This window comes from Streptomyces sp. NEAU-sy36 (assembly GCF_013423905.1).
GTDB classification, from domain to species: Bacteria; Actinomycetota; Actinomycetes; order Streptomycetales; family Streptomycetaceae; genus Streptomyces; species Streptomyces misionensis.
Genome location: NZ_CP058977.1, coordinates 4,042,816 through 4,059,087 on the forward strand (window position 1 = coordinate 4,042,816; position 16,272 = coordinate 4,059,087).

General features: G+C 70.3%; 12 protein-coding genes and 3 pseudogenes. 12 read left to right on the forward strand and 3 right to left on the reverse strand.

Translation table 11 applies throughout. The annotated features are described in order from the left end of the window. Positions 1-190 precede the first annotated feature (190 nt). The 7 genes and pseudogenes from HZZ00_RS18490 to HZZ00_RS18520 all read left to right on the forward strand — a co-directional run bounded on the left by HZZ00_RS18490 (position 191) and on the right by HZZ00_RS18520 (position 11,120). Positions 191-1,579, forward strand: coding sequence for a condensation domain-containing protein (locus HZZ00_RS18490; RefSeq protein WP_180333227.1), 1,389 nt, complete (start codon positions 191-193; stop codon positions 1,577-1,579). A gap of 35 nt (positions 1,580-1,614) precedes the next feature. Next, positions 1,615-1,827, forward strand: coding sequence for an MbtH family NRPS accessory protein (locus HZZ00_RS18495; RefSeq protein WP_180333228.1), 213 nt, complete (start codon positions 1,615-1,617; stop codon positions 1,825-1,827). After that, positions 1,824-2,576, forward strand: a complete 753-nt coding sequence (locus HZZ00_RS18500; RefSeq protein ID WP_180333229.1) for a thioesterase II family protein — start codon at positions 1,824-1,826, stop codon at positions 2,574-2,576. The genes HZZ00_RS18495 and HZZ00_RS18500 overlap by 4 nt, the downstream gene beginning before the upstream one ends. 72 nt (positions 2,577-2,648) lie before the next feature. Continuing rightward, positions 2,649-6,071 (forward strand): amino acid adenylation domain-containing protein, encoded by a 3,423-nt coding sequence (locus HZZ00_RS18505; RefSeq protein WP_257585967.1) that lies wholly within the window; start codon positions 2,649-2,651, stop codon positions 6,069-6,071. A 25-nt stretch (positions 6,072-6,096) separates the two neighbouring features. Next, positions 6,097-6,672: a cysteine dioxygenase family protein gene (locus tag HZZ00_RS18510; protein WP_180333231.1), complete on the forward strand. Its 576-nt coding sequence runs from the start codon at positions 6,097-6,099 to the stop codon at positions 6,670-6,672. Between the two features lie 187 nt (positions 6,673-6,859). After that, positions 6,860-9,520: pseudogene (locus HZZ00_RS18515) on the forward strand (amino acid adenylation domain-containing protein); the annotation flags it as partial. A 352-nt stretch (positions 9,521-9,872) separates the two neighbouring features. After that, positions 9,873-11,120 (forward strand): PLP-dependent aminotransferase family protein, encoded by a 1,248-nt coding sequence (locus HZZ00_RS18520; protein WP_180333233.1) that lies wholly within the window; start codon positions 9,873-9,875, stop codon positions 11,118-11,120. A gap of 51 nt (positions 11,121-11,171) precedes the next feature. Here the strand turns inward: HZZ00_RS18520 and HZZ00_RS38495 are convergent, their stop codons facing one another. Continuing rightward, positions 11,172-11,366: a hypothetical protein gene (locus tag HZZ00_RS38495; RefSeq protein ID WP_257586053.1), complete on the reverse strand. Its 195-nt coding sequence runs from the start codon at positions 11,364-11,366 to the stop codon at positions 11,172-11,174. Positions 11,367-11,417: 51 nt separating this feature from the next. Here HZZ00_RS38495 and HZZ00_RS38500 point away from each other — a divergent pair, with 51 nt between their 5' ends. Continuing rightward, positions 11,418-11,678 carry a hypothetical protein gene (locus HZZ00_RS38500; RefSeq protein ID WP_257586054.1) on the forward strand — a complete coding sequence of 87 codons (261 nt, stop codon included), beginning with the start codon at positions 11,418-11,420 and terminating at the stop codon, positions 11,676-11,678. 21 nt (positions 11,679-11,699) lie between these two features. On the opposite strand, the pseudogene HZZ00_RS38505 reads toward HZZ00_RS38500, so the two are convergent. Next, positions 11,700-11,759, reverse strand: a pseudogene (locus HZZ00_RS38505) (hypothetical protein); the annotation flags it as partial. A gap of 55 nt (positions 11,760-11,814) precedes the next feature. Between HZZ00_RS38505 and HZZ00_RS18530 the strand changes: the two are divergent. Beyond that, a pseudogene (locus tag HZZ00_RS18530) lies at positions 11,815-12,236 on the forward strand (hypothetical protein). A gap of 291 nt (positions 12,237-12,527) precedes the next feature. Then, complete coding sequence (locus tag HZZ00_RS38510) at positions 12,528-12,662, forward strand: hypothetical protein (protein ID WP_257585883.1); 135 nt, start codon at positions 12,528-12,530, stop codon at positions 12,660-12,662. Between the two features lie 40 nt (positions 12,663-12,702). On the opposite strand, the gene HZZ00_RS18535 is transcribed toward HZZ00_RS38510, so the two are convergent. After that, a complete protein-coding gene (locus tag HZZ00_RS18535; protein WP_180333234.1) occupies positions 12,703-12,879 on the reverse strand; it encodes a hypothetical protein in 177 nt (58 codons plus the stop codon). Positions 12,880-13,426: 547 nt separating this feature from the next. Between HZZ00_RS18535 and HZZ00_RS18540 the strand changes: the two genes are divergently transcribed. Further along, positions 13,427-15,223: a hypothetical protein gene (locus HZZ00_RS18540; protein WP_180333235.1), complete on the forward strand. Its 1,797-nt coding sequence runs from the start codon at positions 13,427-13,429 to the stop codon at positions 15,221-15,223. Then, on the forward strand, positions 15,216-16,193 hold the full coding sequence (locus tag HZZ00_RS18545) for a hypothetical protein (RefSeq protein WP_180333236.1): 978 nt from the start codon (positions 15,216-15,218) through the stop codon (positions 16,191-16,193). Before HZZ00_RS18540 ends, HZZ00_RS18545 begins: the two co-directional genes overlap by 8 nt. Positions 16,194-16,272: the final 79 nt, after the last annotated feature.

Genomic DNA, 16,272 nt, shown 5'->3' on the forward strand with positions numbered 1-16,272 from the left:
CGGTAAATGAGAAGCTTGACAGAATGAAGGACGCCGAATGAATATGTTTGTCGCGGCGTGTGAATTGATTCGGCCATCTGTCGGGTGGCGCCCGCGTCGCCGGAATTCTCTGAAGGAATGGCAAATTTTCTTTGGGGGTTCGTCGGCCCAGGCCTCTTGCAAACCGTTGACGTGAAGATTGGCTGGCCAAGTGGCACATACCCGCGATTTCGAGGACGATCAGGCCTGGTTCGAGCTGTGGAACGGCCAGAGGGCGCTGTGGCTCCAGCACCAGCTGGACAACGACAGGGCCGACTCCAACCTTCCGTACTGGCACCACCTGCACGAGGCCGTGGACATCGCCGACGTACGCCGTGCGGCAACCCTCCTGGTGGACCGCCACCAAGCGCTGAGACTGTCCTTCCGGGACACCCCCGACGGGCCGCGCCAGCGCGTCCTGCCCGAATTCCAGCCGGACGTACCGCTCGTCGACCTGACCGGTGCGGCCAACCCGTCGGCCGAACTGAACCGGTGCGTCCGGACCGAGAACGCGACCCCCTTCGAAGAACTCGCCACCCCGCCGGTGCGGATCAAGGTGTTCAAGCTGGCCTCCGACCACCACTGCCTCTACGTGAACATGCACCACATCGTCACGGACGGCACCAGCATGGGCATCTTCATGCGCGAGCTGCTGCTCTGTCTCGAGGCCTTCGCCGCGGGCGGAGAGCCGGAACTGCCCCCGCTCCCGACCACCTACGGCGCCTTCGTACGGGGCCGCCGGGAATGGCTGGCGAGCGACCAGAGCAAGGCCGCGGAGGCGTACTGGCTCGACCAGCTGGCGGCCCCGCTGCCGCGGCTGCGCATCGGGGACTACGACGCGCCCGCCGGGGAGGTCGTGAACGAGACGCTGGAGTTCGATGTCGAGGCGGACACGGCATCGGGGCTGGCCGCCCTGGCCCGGAAGCTGCGTGCCACCCCGCACATCCTGCTGCTCAGCGCCTACGCCGTGGCGCTGCGCGGCATCAGCGCCAACGACGACATCGTGATCTGCGTCCCGTTCTCCGGGCGGGACACCAAGGAGCTGGACGGCATGTTCGGCTGCTTCATCAACCCGCTCTCCGTCCGGGTGCGTATGTCGGGCGGGGATCGCTTCGAGGAGGTCGTGCGCCGGACCAGGGCCGTGAGCATCGGTGCCTACGCGAACAGCCGCTACCCGTTCATGTCGCTGCTCGAGAAGCTCGACGCCGCGTCCCGGCCCGGCCGGAACCCCGTCTTCTCGACCTCCTTCCAGTTCACGGACTTCCTGCCGCCGGCCCGGCAGACCTCGCAGCTCGACCTCTGCCTGTTCGGCAAGCCGGACGGCGACCGGCTCGCCCTGCGGTTGAACTACAACACCCGGCGGCTGGCGAAGGCAGAGGCCGAAGAGGTGCGGTCGGCCTTCCTCGCCGTCCTTGGAACGGTCGTCGACGACGCGGCGGTTTCGCTGGACGCCCTGGCGGAGCCGCTGACACAGGCCCGGCGGGCGGCGCGGACCGCACCCGCCGGCCGCCGCCGGCTGGGGGCCCTGCGCGCCTTTCGACCCGGAACGCCGAGCGCCTGAGCCGGTATCCCGCCATCCACTGAAAGGAAACACCCATGGACGGACAGCGCGACGAGGGCTATGTCGTGGTGGTCAACTCCGAGGAGCAGTACTCCGTCTGGCCCCAGGGCCGGGAGCTGCCCGCCGGCTGGCGGGAGACCGGCGAGCGGGGGTCCAGGGAGTCCTGCCTCGCGCACATCGACGAGGTGTGGACCGACATGCGTCCGCTGACCCTGCGTCGGGAGATGGCGGACGGGACCGGCCGATGAGGGTGACGGTCAGGCCGCTCGCCGAACGGCCGCACGCGGCCACACGGCTGTTCTGCTTCCCGTACGCCGGCGGCGGTGCCTCGGTGTTCCGCGACTGGGCCGCCGCCCTGCCCGCCGACATCGAGCCGTGGGCCGTCCAGCTGCCCGGCAGGGAGGATCGGCTGGGGGCGCCGCTGCTCGAACGGATGGGCGATGTGCTCAATGCCCTGGTGCCCGAAGTCATCCCGCATCTGAACCGGCCGTTCGCGTTCTTCGGGCACAGCATGGGCGGCCTGGTCGCCTGGAGCCTCACCCGCGCCCTTCAGCGGATGGAGGCCGGTTCGCCCACCCGGCTGTTCGTCTCGGGGTGCCTGCCACCCCAGGTCCGGGAGGAGACCGCGTACCACGCCGGCTCGGAGGAGGAGCTGGTGGAGAAACTGCGCTCCTGGGCCGCGACACCGGAGGAGGTGCTGGCGGACCCGGAACTGATGCGCTTGCTGCTCCCGGTGATCCGGGCCGACCTGGCGGTGGTCGAGACCTTCCGGTTCACCGACGGACCGCTCCTGACCTGCCCGATCACGGCGTTCGCAGGGACCGAGGAAGACCCCGCGGGCACTGCCGTGATGCCCCTCTGGGGCGAGCTCACGGCCGGCGGCTTCGACTTGCGGATGCTCCCCGGCGGCCACTTCTTCCTGCACTCCGCCCGTCCGGCCGTGGTCGCCGAGATCTCCGGGCGGCTTGCCGCCGTTCCCCGGCACGGCAGCCACTGACCCGAAGCCCTTCGCAACAACCATGCTCACGATCGAAGGATTAGGTGTAACGACATGTCGCAGCGGTCCGTGATGGACGTGGTCTCGGATGTGTGGACGGCTGTCCTGCGCACCGAGATATCCGGTCCTGACGCAAATTTCTTCGCCCTGGGTGGAAATTCACTTCAGGGTGCCAAAGCAATCAGCCAATTGCGCCAGGAACTGGGTATCCGGATTCCGCTCAGTGCGCTCTTCGAGGCGCAGACCCTCGCTGAGCTGACCGAGGCCATCGAGTCGATGCGGGAGGAGGAGCCCGGCGCGGCACAGACCATCCAGCCGTTCGAAGGGCGTTCGAGCGAGGTCTTCCACGCACCCACCTCGTTCACCCAGCAGCGGCTGTGGGTCGACGAGCACATCCAGGGGCCGAGCTCCCGCTACAACATCCCGGTGGCGAACGAGCTCGTGGGCCCGCTCGACACCGCGGCCCTGAAGCAGGCCGTCCAGACGCTGGTCGACAGGCACGAGGTCTTCCGCACCACCATCAAGGCGGTTGACGGCATCCCCGAGCAGGTCATCCGCGCCGACATCGAACTGCCGCTGACCGTCGTCGACCTCCTGGACGAGCCGGAGGAGAAGCAGGAGCAGGTCCTGGCCGGTCTCCTCCTCGAATCCGCCCAGCGGCCGTTCGACCTGGAGCAAGGGCCCCTGCTCCGGGTCGAGCTCTACCGGCTGGACGAGGACTGGCACGTCCTGCTCGTCAACCTGCACCACATCATCACCGACGTGTACTCCTTCGAACTCGCCATCGCCGAGCTGCTCGAACTGTACGCGGAAGCCGCCCACGGCAGGGTCCCGGCCGACGCGAAGCCGCCGGTGCAATACGCCGACTACGCCGCATGGCAGCGGCGCACTGTCACCGGCGCCACGCTCGAACGCCAGCTGGACTACTGGAAGGACCGGCTGCGCGGACCGCTGCCCGTGCTGGACCTCCCGACCGACCTGCCGCCCCGCGAGACCGCCACGAACCGCGGGGCGTCCGTGGACATCGAGCTGCCCCGCGCGGTGTCGCGCCGCCTGCGCGAGCTGTCCAGGGAGCACAACGCCACCCCGTTCATGACCGTGTTCACGTTGCTCAACGTGCTGCTGAGCCGGTACAGCGGCCAGACGGACATCGTGGTCGGCATTCCCAGCGCCAACCGCGATCTGCCGGAGCTCGAGTCCATGCTGGGGTGCTTCCTCAACACCCTCGCGGTCCGCAGCGACCTCTCCGGCGACCCGACATTCGCAGAGGCGCTCGGCCGGGTCCGCTCCCGGATGCTGGAGGACTTCGCCCACCAGGATGTCCCCTATGAGCGGGTGGTCAACGCGGTGTCGACCGACCGTTCCTCCCGGCAGGGCCCGTTCCGCGTCATGCTGGCCTACCAGCACGAGGTCCCGGCCCCGGATCTGGCCGGGATCACCGTCAACGACGTCGAACTCGGCCTGAACCTCAAGGCGGTCAAGTTCGACCTCGTGTTCCGGGTCGTCGAGACCGAATTCACCTACCGCCTCGCGGTCGACTACAACACCGACCTGTTCGTCGAGGAAAGGGCCTGGCGCATCCTCGACCACCTGGCCGTTCTCGCGGCCGACGCGGTCGCCGCCGCCGGCAAGCGCCTCTCCGAGCTCACCATCCTCCCCGAGGAGGAGCGCCGCCGGCTCGAGAAGTGGTCCACCGCCGAGTGCGGTCCCTATCCCACGGACCTCTTCCTGCACCGCCTGTTCGAGGAGCAGGCGCTCAGGACCCCCGACGCGGACGCGGTCGAGAGCGGCGACGAGTGCGTCACCTACCGCGAACTCGATGGCAGGGCCACCCGGCTGGCCGAAGAGCTGACGGCACGCGGCATCGGCACCGACGACCTGGTCGGCCTGTGCGCGGAACCGTCGGTCGACCTCATCGTCGGCATCCTCGGCATCCTGAAGTCCGGTGCCGCCTACGTGCCGATCGATCCGCTCTCCCCCGTCGACCGCATGTCGTACGTCGTCGCGGACAGCGGGATGAAGATCCTGGTCACCACACCGCAGCTGCGCGGCCAGCTCCCGACGCCCGTGCTGGACAGCGTGGACGTCGTGGGCACCGCGCAGGACGGCTCGCAGGGCGGCGCTCCCGGAGCCGCGCTGCACCCCTCGCAGCTGGTGTATCTGATGTACACGTCCGGGACCACCGGCCGGCCCAAGGGCGTCGGCCTCCCGCACACCGCGATCACCCCGTGGATCCAGTGGGCCCAGGACACCCGCCCGATCGGGCCCGGCACCCGGGTGGTGCACAACCTCTCGTATCACTTCGACTGGTCCGTCGAGCAGATGTTCCACGCGCTGACCGCGGGCGCCTGCCTGGTCATGCTCCCGCGCGAGGTCAAGGCCGACGGCCGGGCCACCGCCCGGTTCATCAACGACAAGTCGATCCACATGCTGTACCTGACGCCGACCCAGATGCGCGGCATCACCGATGCCGGCGTCGCCATGCCGACGCTGCGGCACGTGTCCATGGGCGGTGAGAACCTGGACGCCGACCTGGTGGCGCGGACCCGCGCGGTCGTCTCCGACGCGTGCGAGATCTGGAACGAGTACGGGCCGACGGAGACCGCCGGCGCCGCCCTCGTCGGCCGGATGGGCGTCCAGCCGCTGGAGCGCAGCTCCATGCCGCTGGGCGAGCTGATCGCCAACGCCTCCTGCGCGGTGGTCGACCGCTGGGGGAACCTCCAGCCCATCGGCGTGCCCGGCGAGCTCTGGATCGGCGGTGACGGCGTCGCCCGCGGCTACCGCAACCAGCCCGCCCTGACGGCCGACCGGTTCGCTCCCGACCCGACCCGCCCCGGCCGCCGCCTGTACCGCACGGGCGACCTGGTGCGCCGCTTGCCCAACGGGGAGATGGAGTTCCTGGGCCGCGTCGACAGCCAGGTCAAGATCCGCGGCGTGCGGGTCGAACTGGAGGAGATCGAATCGGTGCTGCGTGGCCACCCGGAGGTGGCGAACGCCGTGGTCACCCTGGAGCCCGACCAGCGGCTGGTCGCCCATGTGGTCAGGACCCCGGACAGCGGACTCGACGAGGCCGCGCTCCGTGCCTACCTCGCCCCGAAGCTGCCCATCGTCATGCAACCGGCCGTGTTCACGTGGCTCAAGGCCATGCCGCTCTCCCCGACCGGCAAGGTGGACCGCGGGCAGCTGCCCCGGCCCGAGCCGGTTCCGGTGCTGCCGGCGGCCGTCACGCCGCCGGGCACCGAGACGGAGCGCACCGTCGCGGCCGCCTGGGCGGAAGTGCTCGGGCTCGCCGAGGTCGACGTGCGGACCAACTTCTTCGAGGCCGGCGGGGACTCCTTCTCCTTGCTGACGGTCGCGGGCCGGCTGCGGGCCGAGCTCGGACTGGACATCCCGGTGCGCGCCCTCGTCGACGCTCCGACCGTCCAGACGCTGGCCGCGTACATCGAGGAGCTGCGCGCCGCGCCCGTCTGCCCGGCCGCAGCGACCCGCCCGTAGCCGACTGCGAGAGAGGACGATCCGCGTGAACGGACACACCGACAGCAGGACCGCCCGGCCGCCGCTGGCCCGGCTTGTCACCGACATCCGCGCCGCGGTGCGCGCGGGGGGCGCCGACGACCCCGAGCACACCGCCCGTGGTGTCGCCCGGGCCGTCGCCCGCCACCTCGGGGGCGAAGGACTGCTGACGCCGGAACAGCTGGAGCCGGACCGGCGGTCCTACCGGCAGCATGTCCTGCACGTGGAGCCCGACGGCTCGTTTTCGATCGTCGCGCTGGTGTGGCTGCCGGGGCAGCGGACCGCCATTCACGACCACCTCGCCTGGTGTGTGACCGGCGTCCACCTCGGGGCCGAGGAGGAAATCAACTACCGCCCGGCGGCGGACGGGGAGCAGGCCCACCTGGTGCCCGTCGAGGCCACCGTGCACAAGGCCGGCGCCGTGGACTTCCTCGTTCCGCCGGGGGACATCCACGAGGTCCGCAACGCAGCCGACCACACCAGCGTGTCCATTCACGTGTACGGAATCGACCTGCGCAGGAGCGGGTCGAGCATCAGGCGCACCTACGACCTCCCGGTGCGGGCGGCGGAGCTCACCGGCTGACGAGTGCGGGGCCGCAAAAGCGGCCCGGGTCGGCCTCCGCAAGAGCCGGGCACTGCGCTGCGCCCCGGCGGCTGCCCGCCCCGGCACCGCAACCCGGCCGAACCACTCTCCCGGCCTCGTCGGTGCCGGCCCCGGTCCGACGCCCAGTTCGACAATGATGGGAAGTGACGTCATGAGCGACACCGCGGCTCACGACATGGCGGCAGGGACCCTGCCCGAACTGTTCGCGGCCCAGGCGGCCCGTACGCCACACGCCGTCGCGCTCGTGTGCGCCGACGCATCGCTCACGTACGCCGAACTGGACGCCAAGGCCGGGCGGGTGGCGCGGCTGCTCGCGGCCAAGGGGGTGGGACCCGACACGATCGTGGCGGTCGCGGTGCCGCGATCCGTGGAGCTGCTGGTCGCCCTCTACGCGGTACACAGGGCCGGCGCCGCATACCTTCCGGTCGACCCGCTGCTGCCCGCAGAGCGGATACGGGAGATGATCGAGGACGCACAGCCCGTGCTGACGCTGGACGGCGAGGACGTCCGGCGGATGTCGGAACAGGACCGGTCGGTGGCCGACGGGACGGAGTGGCCCCCGCCCCGCCCGTCGAACACCGCCTATGTCATCTACACCTCGGGATCCACCGGTCGGCCCAAGGGGGTGGCCGTACCCCACGAGGCCATCGTCAACCGCCTGCGCTGGATGCAGGCCGAGTACCCGCTCGGCCCCGACGACCGGGTCCTGCAGAAGACGCCCGCCGGATTCGACGTGTCGGTGTGGGAGTTCTTCTGGCCACTGTGCGTCGGGGCGCGCCTCGTCCTGGCCGGCCCCGACGACCACCGCGACCCGGCCCGGATCGCCGAGCTGATCCGAACGGAGCGGATCACCACCGTGCACTTCGTCCCGTCCATGCTGCGCCTCTTCCTCGAGGAACCGACGGCGGCCCGCTGCGACTCGCTGCGCCGGGTGTTCGCGAGCGGCGAGGCGCTCTCGGCCGACCTGCGCTCACGTTTCTTCCGCGTCCTGGACGCCGAACTGCACAACCTCTACGGGCCCACCGAAGCAGCGGTGGACGTGTCCTACTGGCGGTGCGGCCCCGGTGACCCGCCCGGGCCGGTTCCGATCGGCACGCCGGTGTGGAACACCCGGCTGTATGTTCTGGACGAGCACCTCGGCCACGTCCCGCCCGGGGCCGTCGGCGAGCTCCACATCGCGGGCGTCCAGCTGGCCCGGGGATACGTCAACCGGCCGGGGCTGACGGCGGACCGCTTCATCCCGGACCCCCACGGCCCCGCAGGCAGCCGGATGTACCGGACGGGGGACCTCGCCCGGCTGGACGCCGACGGGGTCCTGCACTACCTGGGCCGCAACGACCACCAGGTCAAGGTGGGAGGCGTGCGCATCGAGCTCGGCGAGATCGAATCGACGCTGGTTCGGCACACGGCGGTCGCCGAGGCCGTCCTCGCGGCGCGGCCCGACGGGGCCGGTGAGACGCGGCTGACCGCCTACCTCGTACCCGACTCCGCCGAGGCCGCCGTGCTGCGCAACCTGTGCCGCCTCGAAAAGGCCGGGCTCCTGGACCGGAACGACCTGCGGACCCTGCCGAACGGCATGGCCGTCGTCACGCCCAACCAGGCGGAGGCGGACTTCCTGTACCGCGAGATCTTCGAACAGGGCGAGTACCTGCGACACGGGGTCGTGCTACCCGAAACGGGGGCCTGCGTCTTCGACGTCGGCGCACACATCGGCTTCTTCTCGCTCGCGGTGGCCCGCTCCCGCCCGGGCAGCGTGATCCATTCGTTCGAGCCGATCCCCCAGCTGTTCCGCATGCTCGAACTCAACACCCGGCTCCACGGAGTCGACGCCAGGCTGTACCCCTGCGGGCTCGCCGAAGAGGCGGGCACGGCCTCGTTCACCTACTACCCGCAGCTTTCGATCATGTCGGGACGATTCGGCGACCCCGCCGAGGAGCGCGGTGTCCTGGAGGCATTCGTCCGCAACGAGCAACCGTGCCGGGAGTCCCTGCCGCAGGACGGCGCGGACGACCTCGACAGCCTGCTCACCGAGCGGCTCCGGCACACCGACGTGACCTGCGAGCTGCGCACACTGTCGGACGTCATCGACGAGTCCGGTGTGGAGCGGATCGACCTGCTCAAGATCGATGCGGAGAAGAGTGAACGCGAGGTGCTGCTCGGGCTCCGTGAGGAGCACTGGTGCCTGGTCCGCCAGCTGGTGATCGAAGTGCACAATGTCCCGGGCCGGATCGACTGGATCCGCGGCCATCTGGAGGCGCGGGGGTACCGGGTCGCCGTCGACGGGCTGGCGATGCTCTCGGAGACCGGTCTAGTCACCGTCTACGCGGTCCGTGGCGGGCTGCCCGCACCTGGCGGCGCGGAGGGCGCCGCGCCGGCGCACCGCCGGGCGGGATGGTCGTCGCCGGACCTGTACGTGGAGGACGTGCGGCGGGAGGCGCAGCTCCGGCTCCCGCCCCAGATGGTGCCGGACCACTTCGTGATCGTGGACGAACTGCCCTTGACGGCCAACGGCAAGCTCGACCGGGCGGCACTGCCGGAGCCCATGCGTCGGCCGACCGGGGGGCCCACCGCTCCACGGGACACGACCGAGGCACTGCTCTGCTCCCTGTTCGCCGACGTGCTCGCCGCCTCCGGCATGGGGATCCACGACGACTTCTTCCGCCTGGGGGGCAATTCCTTCGACGCCATCCGCCTCGTGGCCCGGATCCGTGAGGCGCTCGGCGTTGCCGTGACCGTTCCGAGCCTGTTCAAAGCCCCGACGGTGGCTTCCTTCGCCGAACTGCTGGCCCAGGGAGGGGGCGGTGGTCCGTCCTCGCCCGGCGCGTGAGCCGGCCACACGCCGACGCCTGATTCCGCGGTGCCGCACCGCCATGGGCGACCGATGCGCTCGTGTGCCTGCCGCCGCCGTGCGCGATCTTCACTTTCGAGGAAGGGTGATCGATTCTCATGTTCGACAAAACCGGCGAACCCTCTGCCATGCGGGCCCGCGACGCCGCGGGCTCTCCCCGGGCCGCAGCCCGGCCGACCACCGCCGCGGCCGCGCGAGCGAGCCGGTGACCGCCTCCGTCACCGCCCCGGGCGAAGTGCGCACAACGGGCACCGGCGACCCGGGCACAGGCGGCTTTCGACTTGACACCTCCAGCCTCCACGCCTCGGTCACAGACCCCGCACTCACCTCCATGACGCTCCTCAACGACATCGCCGGGCGCTATCCCGAGGCCGTGTCCTTCGCGGCCGGCCGCCCCTACGAGGGCTTCTTCGACACCGGCTCGCTCCCCCGCCAACTGCGCGCCTTCGAGGAACACCTGGAGGGGGCGGGCCTCGGTCCGGACGGCATCCGCCGAGTCTTCTTCCAGTACGGCCGTACCAAGGGGGTCATCCACGACCTGATCGCCCGGCACCTGGCGCTCGACGAGGCGCTGACCGTCGACCCCGAGGCCATCGTGGTCACCACAGGGGCGCAGGAGGCGATGGTCCTGGTCCTCCGCGCCCTTCGCCGCGACGCACAGGACGTCGTCCTCACCGCCGCACCGGCCTACGTCGGGTTCCTTGGCGCGACGCGGCTGGTCGACATGCCTGTCCGCTCGGTGCGCGAGGGCCCCGGCGGCATCGACCTGGACGACCTGGCCGAGCAGATCCGTTCCGCCCGGCGGGAGGGACTGCGGCCCCGAGCCTGCTATGTCGTACCAGACTTCGCCAACCCCAGCGGTGCCAGCATGTCCCTTGCGGACCGGCAGCGGCTGGTGGACCTCGCCGAACGGGAGGACATCCTCCTCCTGGAGGACAATCCCTACTCTTTCTTCCACGCAGGGGTCCCCAGGCTGCCCACGCTCAAGGCCCTCGACCGGGCCCGCAGGGTCGTCTACTTCGGCTCCTTCGCCAAGACCGCCTATGCCGGCGCCCGCATCGGCTACGTGGTCGCCGACCAACCCGTGGCTGGCGACCCGGGAGCCATCCTCTTCGCGGACCAGCTGGCCCGCCTGAAGAGCATGCTGACGCTGAACACGTCCACCGTCGCCCAGGCGGCGATCGGGGGCTTTCTCGTCGAGAACGGCTGCAGCATGGAACGCGCCTCCCGGCGTGTGGCGGCCGTCTACCAGCGGAACCTGGGGGCCGTGCTCGACGGCCTCGAAGAGCGGTTCGGCAGCGGCTCGGGCTTCCGCCCGGCCGGAGCGGTGTCCTGGAACAGTCCCAGCGGTGGCATGTTCGTGGTGGTCACCCTCCCCTTCGTCGCGGACGACGCGGCACTGGAGTGCTCCGCAGCGGAGTTCGGCGTGCTGTGGACACCGATGCACCACTTCTACGGCGGCGCAGCCGGCTTCCGGCAGATCCGCCTGTCCTACAGCGTCCTCACGCCCGAACAGATCGCCGAGGGTCTCGACCGCCTCGCATCGTTCACCGCCGCCGGTGCCCGGCTCGACCGCTGAACCGCAGGTCCTTACCGCCCGAGTGCCGATTCGGGCCTACGGTTTTCGTCTTCACCGGGGCGGTGTTGTTCTGGCCGTTTCACCCTGGGGCTGGTAGGCGGCGCTGTAGCCGGTCACTGCCTCGGTGTAGGCGCGGCCGCTCGCTCCTCCAACGTAGTGGGTGGAGGAGGCGGGGTAGACGACGAGGCCGCCGTCCATGCCGAACTGGGCGTAGGCACCAGGTTTACAGAGGAGCCGCTGGACCAAAGGGTCTTGCCACTGTCGAGCGCGGCGAGGACGAGGTTCCCGTCGGCCTGCATGGTCAGGCTGACGCTGCTGGAGGCCAGGGAGGTACCGGGCGGGATGACGCTGCCGCCCTTGACGGTGACTGTGGCGTCGTCGTCCTTCACCACCGACTTCACCTTCTGCTTGAGGGCGTTGGCGAAGGTGGTGGTCGCCGATCCGCCGGCCGGCGGGGTGGTGTCGATCCCGCCGGCTTCCGGGTACGCCGTGCCTGCGCTCCACTGCTTGACGACCTGGCTCGGCGATCGACGACAGCTTGGTGTTGGTGTGCGGTGAGACCTCCCGCAACACGGTGAATCCGTCCTCCGGACTGATCCTTGCCATCAGCCCGAGGACCCCGATGGGCTGAGCTACCACCGCATGGGAGGCGACCGCCCGTCGCAGCTGCTCATTCTCCGCACGCAGCTGCTCGATACGCTGTACGAGGTCGTCGACGCGGAGACCTGCGCCGGGTCTCGGCCACAGGGCGAAACCGAGACTGTCCGTCGAACGGCACGTCAAGGACCAGATCAAGAAGCCCCGCCTCGACCTCGCCGCCCGCCTGGAGCGCGAGGTGAAGAAGCGGTGGCAGCCACAGATCCGCGCCAAGGCCAGGAAGCAGGCGGCATTGTCATCGACACCCGGGCCCGGATCGGCTACACCGCGCCCATCGGCTCCGCCGACGAAGACCGCCTCCGCCATCTCACGGTGGCGCTGCCGCCGCAGTACGCCGCCCGCCTCTTCGAGGCCCAGGAGGCCGGCACCACCGAGCAGCGCCTGCGGGAGATCGCCGCCGAAGGGCTCAAGGAGATCTACTTCGAGGACAACGGCCGTCAGTGCTGCTTGAGAAGCTGACACCATGCCACGCATTCCACACCAGATCATCCGCGAAGTCACCATGGCGAAGTGGGCTGAAGAGATCGGCCCCGAGGCGGCTCGTGCGAAAGCGATATCCGACCTCCAGGCCGGAGCCGTGCCGCCATGGCGGCAAACAGAGATCATGCTTGCCTCCTTGGGTCCACTGGGACTCCTGAGCAGCAGTTCGACAAGTATGAAACTCAGGCGCGCAATCTCGGGTACGCCCTGGTCGACGGATGGGTCTCTCCCCCCGTCGGCACCAGGAGTGAGGCATACCGGTTGGAATCCATGATCCTCACGAACCTGCACCATGTCTTGAATGGACACATCGACGGCGGCCGGATCTTCGAGTGGTTCCACGGACACGACTTCGAGCGGATCAGGGAACTTGTGGAAGACCCGATCGCGCTCTTCCACCGGTGATGCACGCGATGCCGTGTTCAATGACGCCGCCAGGTGACGGTCACCCCTTGGCCGTGGCCGTGGCCGTGGCCGTGGCCGTGGCCGTGGCCGTGGCCGTGGCCGTGGCCGTGGCTGTGCCCGTGCCCGTGCCCGGGCCGGGAGAAGGCTGGCCTTCTCGTGCGGCGAGGGCCGCGTCGACGAAGGCCCGCACGAGCGCGGCCATCTCGGGCACTGTCACGTCTTTTGTCCACCCGCACTTGCGAGTTGCTTCTTCTCGGTGGGGCGGCGGACGAGCAGGTGATGGGCGAAGCCATCGGCGGCCCCTGACCGGGCAAGGTCACCTCGAACCAGGCTCAGTCGTAGTACCGCTGTCCTTGGGAGCCTTCACCCGTCGTCGCCAGGGTCAGCCGGTGCGTTCGGAGACCGAAAACAGCCGATCATCGTATTCATCCTCTTGGCAGTCCGGTTTGTGACCGGTATACCAGTGGGCGCATCTGCCGGCATGTCGAAGGGAGAACGCGATGGCTGAGGAAATCTCGCTCGAAGAACTGCAGGAGATCACTGAAGTGGCGACGCGTGCCGAGGAGGCTGCTCAGGAGCTGCGGGCCGCGGTCGTCGAGTAATCCTCCGTGCAACGTGCTGGGACCGCCTGTAAGGGCGGTCCCAGCACGTCAGGATGGTGCGTACTGCTGAAACCCGGCGTGGGAGAGAGAATGACTAAGCTCCGCAGAACGGTCCCATTCCTATCCCGTTCTGTCACTGAAAAAGCGGACCCGGTCCTTCTGGTGGACTCCGTCGAGGTCCCACTCACAGCGGCCGGCAATGCGCGGCTGCTGACCACCCTCCTGCGCCCGATCAGTCTCGGTCCCGCCGACCGCTGCTTATCAGCGGCCGAAGCCGAACGGATAGTGGAGGCCCAGTACCAAGCCTGTCTGGAGTTCATCTACGGGCACCCCGTCTGGCGGCGCATCCGTGCCGCGCGCTGCAGAGAGGGCGCCGGGCCGGTCCTCGCGTACCTGTTGGAATCGCGCCACTACCTGGCCGCCGCGCCGTTCCGCATGGCCAGCGGCATAACCGACGCACTGCGGCCTACACAGTTGGTGCGCCTGCAGGCCCACCACGTGGTCGAGGAGGCCGACCACGACACTTACTTCGAAGACGGGCTGGCCGCGCTGGGCTTCCCGCGCGACCTGGTGCGCGACGCAAGGCCCTCACCGGTCACCGTGGAGTGGATCCACCTGATGCGCACGGTCGCCGCCTACGGGCCGCTGGCCGCCGCGATCTGCTCCGGCCTGCTGGAGTACACCGCGGGCGACCGCGAATCGGTCGCCGGCTGGCACACCATGCTGGCCGACCAGGGCGTGCTGCCCCGCGAGGCGGTCGACGCGATCTTCGAGCACGTGCAGACCGACCTTGGGCTCGGCCACGGCTCCAACTGGCGGCACGCCCTCCGGGCGGCCCGTGCCGTGCTGGCGGAGGAACTCGCCGACTGGCTCAACGGGGTGACCCTCGTCGCCGAAATGATCGTGCGCTGGCTGGAAACCTTCACGAACGGGCTGTCGTCCACGGTGGTCGAGGCAGCCCCCCGCCTGACGCTTGACGGTCCGGCCCGCACGCTCGGTGGCGAGGCCGACGGGCTGCCGGTGTGGCCTGCTGAGGTCTACGACTCCTTCGCGCACGGCCCGCACAGCGAACGCCCGGGCGTGCGCCGCACCCTCGCCCTCGCCTACGCCTTCGCCGGCCGGGCCGCCGACCGTGGCAACGCCGCGGCAACGGCGGGGGGATCGGGGCTTACCCCGGCCGCCGCCGCACGCGACTTGACCGGCCGCATGGCGCGTGACTGGGACGGCGGCACCGACGCGACCGCCCTGGAGAAGCTGGTCGAGAGCTGGATGGCGGCCATCGACGGGCACCGGCTGTGGCGCCGGCTGACCGAGGAGCCCACACATCCGCTGGTGCACGGCTGGATGGTGGAGAACTACCACTACGTCGCAGGCATCTGGCAGCACACCGGCGCCGCAGTGGCCGCCTGCCCCGACCCGCTGATCCGGGCGGAACTGGTCAAGCACCTCATCGAGGAGTTCAACCACGGCAAAATGTTCCTGCGCGGCATCGAGAAGGCCCGCGGCGAGCGCTATCCGGGGCTGCCCACCGACCGGATGCGTCCCCTGCCCACCACAGTCGCGTTCGTCGGCACCCTGCGTGAACTGGCCCAACGCGATTGGAAGGGCTACATCATCGCCCTGGCGTACCTGCAGCTGTCGCTCACCGCCGCCGACGGCAGGGTGGACGCCCGCCACGACGGTTTCTACCGCGCGGTGTTCGACAGGCTCCCCGAGGCCGAGGCGATGGTGGCGGTGATGCGGCGCCACGACGACGAAGACACCCGGCTCGGCCACGGCGCCGACACCCGCGCGCTGCTCGAGCTACTCACCACCCGGCACCGGGTCGACCGGGAGTCCGTCGCCGCCGCCGCGCTCATCCCCCAGTTCACCTGGAGCTTCCTCGACGGGATCCTGCAGCACTATCAGCACGGAGAGGCCGCGGTGGTGCAGCGCGCCGGCTGGCATGTCGATGACTGAGGAGGCTTCGGCGACCACCGGGGCTCGGCTGCCGGAGGCCGTGGACGGCGCCCCGTTCGGCGTGGGCTGGGCACTGCCGCTGCACCAGCGACCCCAGCGGGAGGTCTTCACCGCGCTGAAGGAGTTGCTGGCCGCAGGCGTTCCGGCGGAGGACGCCGCTGCGTTGCGGGACCCGCGGGTACCGGCGCAGATGTGGCCGCAGGTGCTTGCCCGGGAGGTGGCGTCCACCGCACGGTGGGCGGCCCGGCGGACGCTGGCCCTCGCAGGCCGGGAGCCAGCCGGGCGGCCCATGTGGCACGGCCGCGGGCGGGTGCTCACGCTGTTGCCCGCCCACGGTCACGCCGTGCACCTGATCCGGCGGGCGCTGCCGTTCGCGGTGTGCGGCATGCCGGTGCTGGTCGCCGGCCACGACCACCAGCGGGCTGCAGTCGCCAACGCGGTGGCCCGGATCACCCGACTGCTGTCCCTGCGGCCTGGCACCCTGGAGACGGCGCCGGACCCCGCCCGCACCGCGGTCGCAGCGCTGACCGCGGACGACGTGGTGGTGGTCACCGGTCACGCGGCCACCGCCCGGACCGTGCGCTCGGCCACCGCCGCGTCCGTGCTCGGCGCCACCGGCGGGTGCGTCGTGCTCATCGGCCCAGACGGCGGGCAGCTCGATGCGGCGACCGCCGCGCTGCGGGTCCACGAACACCCCGGTAGCTGCACCCGCCTCGGCGGCGTCTGGACTGCCGATCCGACGGACGGCCCGTTGTGGCGGGACACGACCGGAGCCGCCGCCGCACTCGAAGCGGTGGTTACGGCCGCTCACCCCTCGGCCGTCTACCGGCTGACCGGGTCGCTGGACGATCCGCCGCGTGACGTCGCGGGCTACACCGCCCTGCCCTGCGACGAGGCAGGCGTGGTCGGCACGCTTGTGGGCTTCGGGCGAGATCCGCAGCAGGGGTGGCCCGGCGACTTCCTGGTCTGACCGTGACGACCGCCCCGGGCGTCGTCGCGGCGCACCCGTACGTGCGTAAACCCGGGCTCTTCGCGGCCACGACCCGACA

Excerpts from the sequence above, each read along its gene's own strand:
- HZZ00_RS18495 (WP_180333228.1), top strand. The coding sequence starts at position 1,615 with ATGGACGGACAGCGCGACGAGGGCTATGTCGTGGTGGTCAACTCCGAG.
- HZZ00_RS18500 (WP_180333229.1), top strand. The coding sequence starts at position 1,824 with ATGAGGGTGACGGTCAGGCCGCTCGCCGAACGGCCGCACGCGGCCACA.
- HZZ00_RS18505 (WP_257585967.1), top strand. The coding sequence starts at position 2,649 with ATGGACGTGGTCTCGGATGTGTGGACGGCTGTCCTGCGCACCGAGATA.
- HZZ00_RS18520 (WP_180333233.1), top strand. The coding sequence starts at position 9,873 with ATGACGCTCCTCAACGACATCGCCGGGCGCTATCCCGAGGCCGTGTCC.
- HZZ00_RS38500 (WP_257586054.1), top strand. The coding sequence starts at position 11,418 with ATGGTCAGGCTGACGCTGCTGGAGGCCAGGGAGGTACCGGGCGGGATG.
- HZZ00_RS38510 (WP_257585883.1), top strand. The coding sequence starts at position 12,528 with ATGATCCTCACGAACCTGCACCATGTCTTGAATGGACACATCGACGGC.
- HZZ00_RS18545 (WP_180333236.1), top strand. The coding sequence starts at position 15,216 with ATGACTGAGGAGGCTTCGGCGACCACCGGGGCTCGGCTGCCGGAGGCC.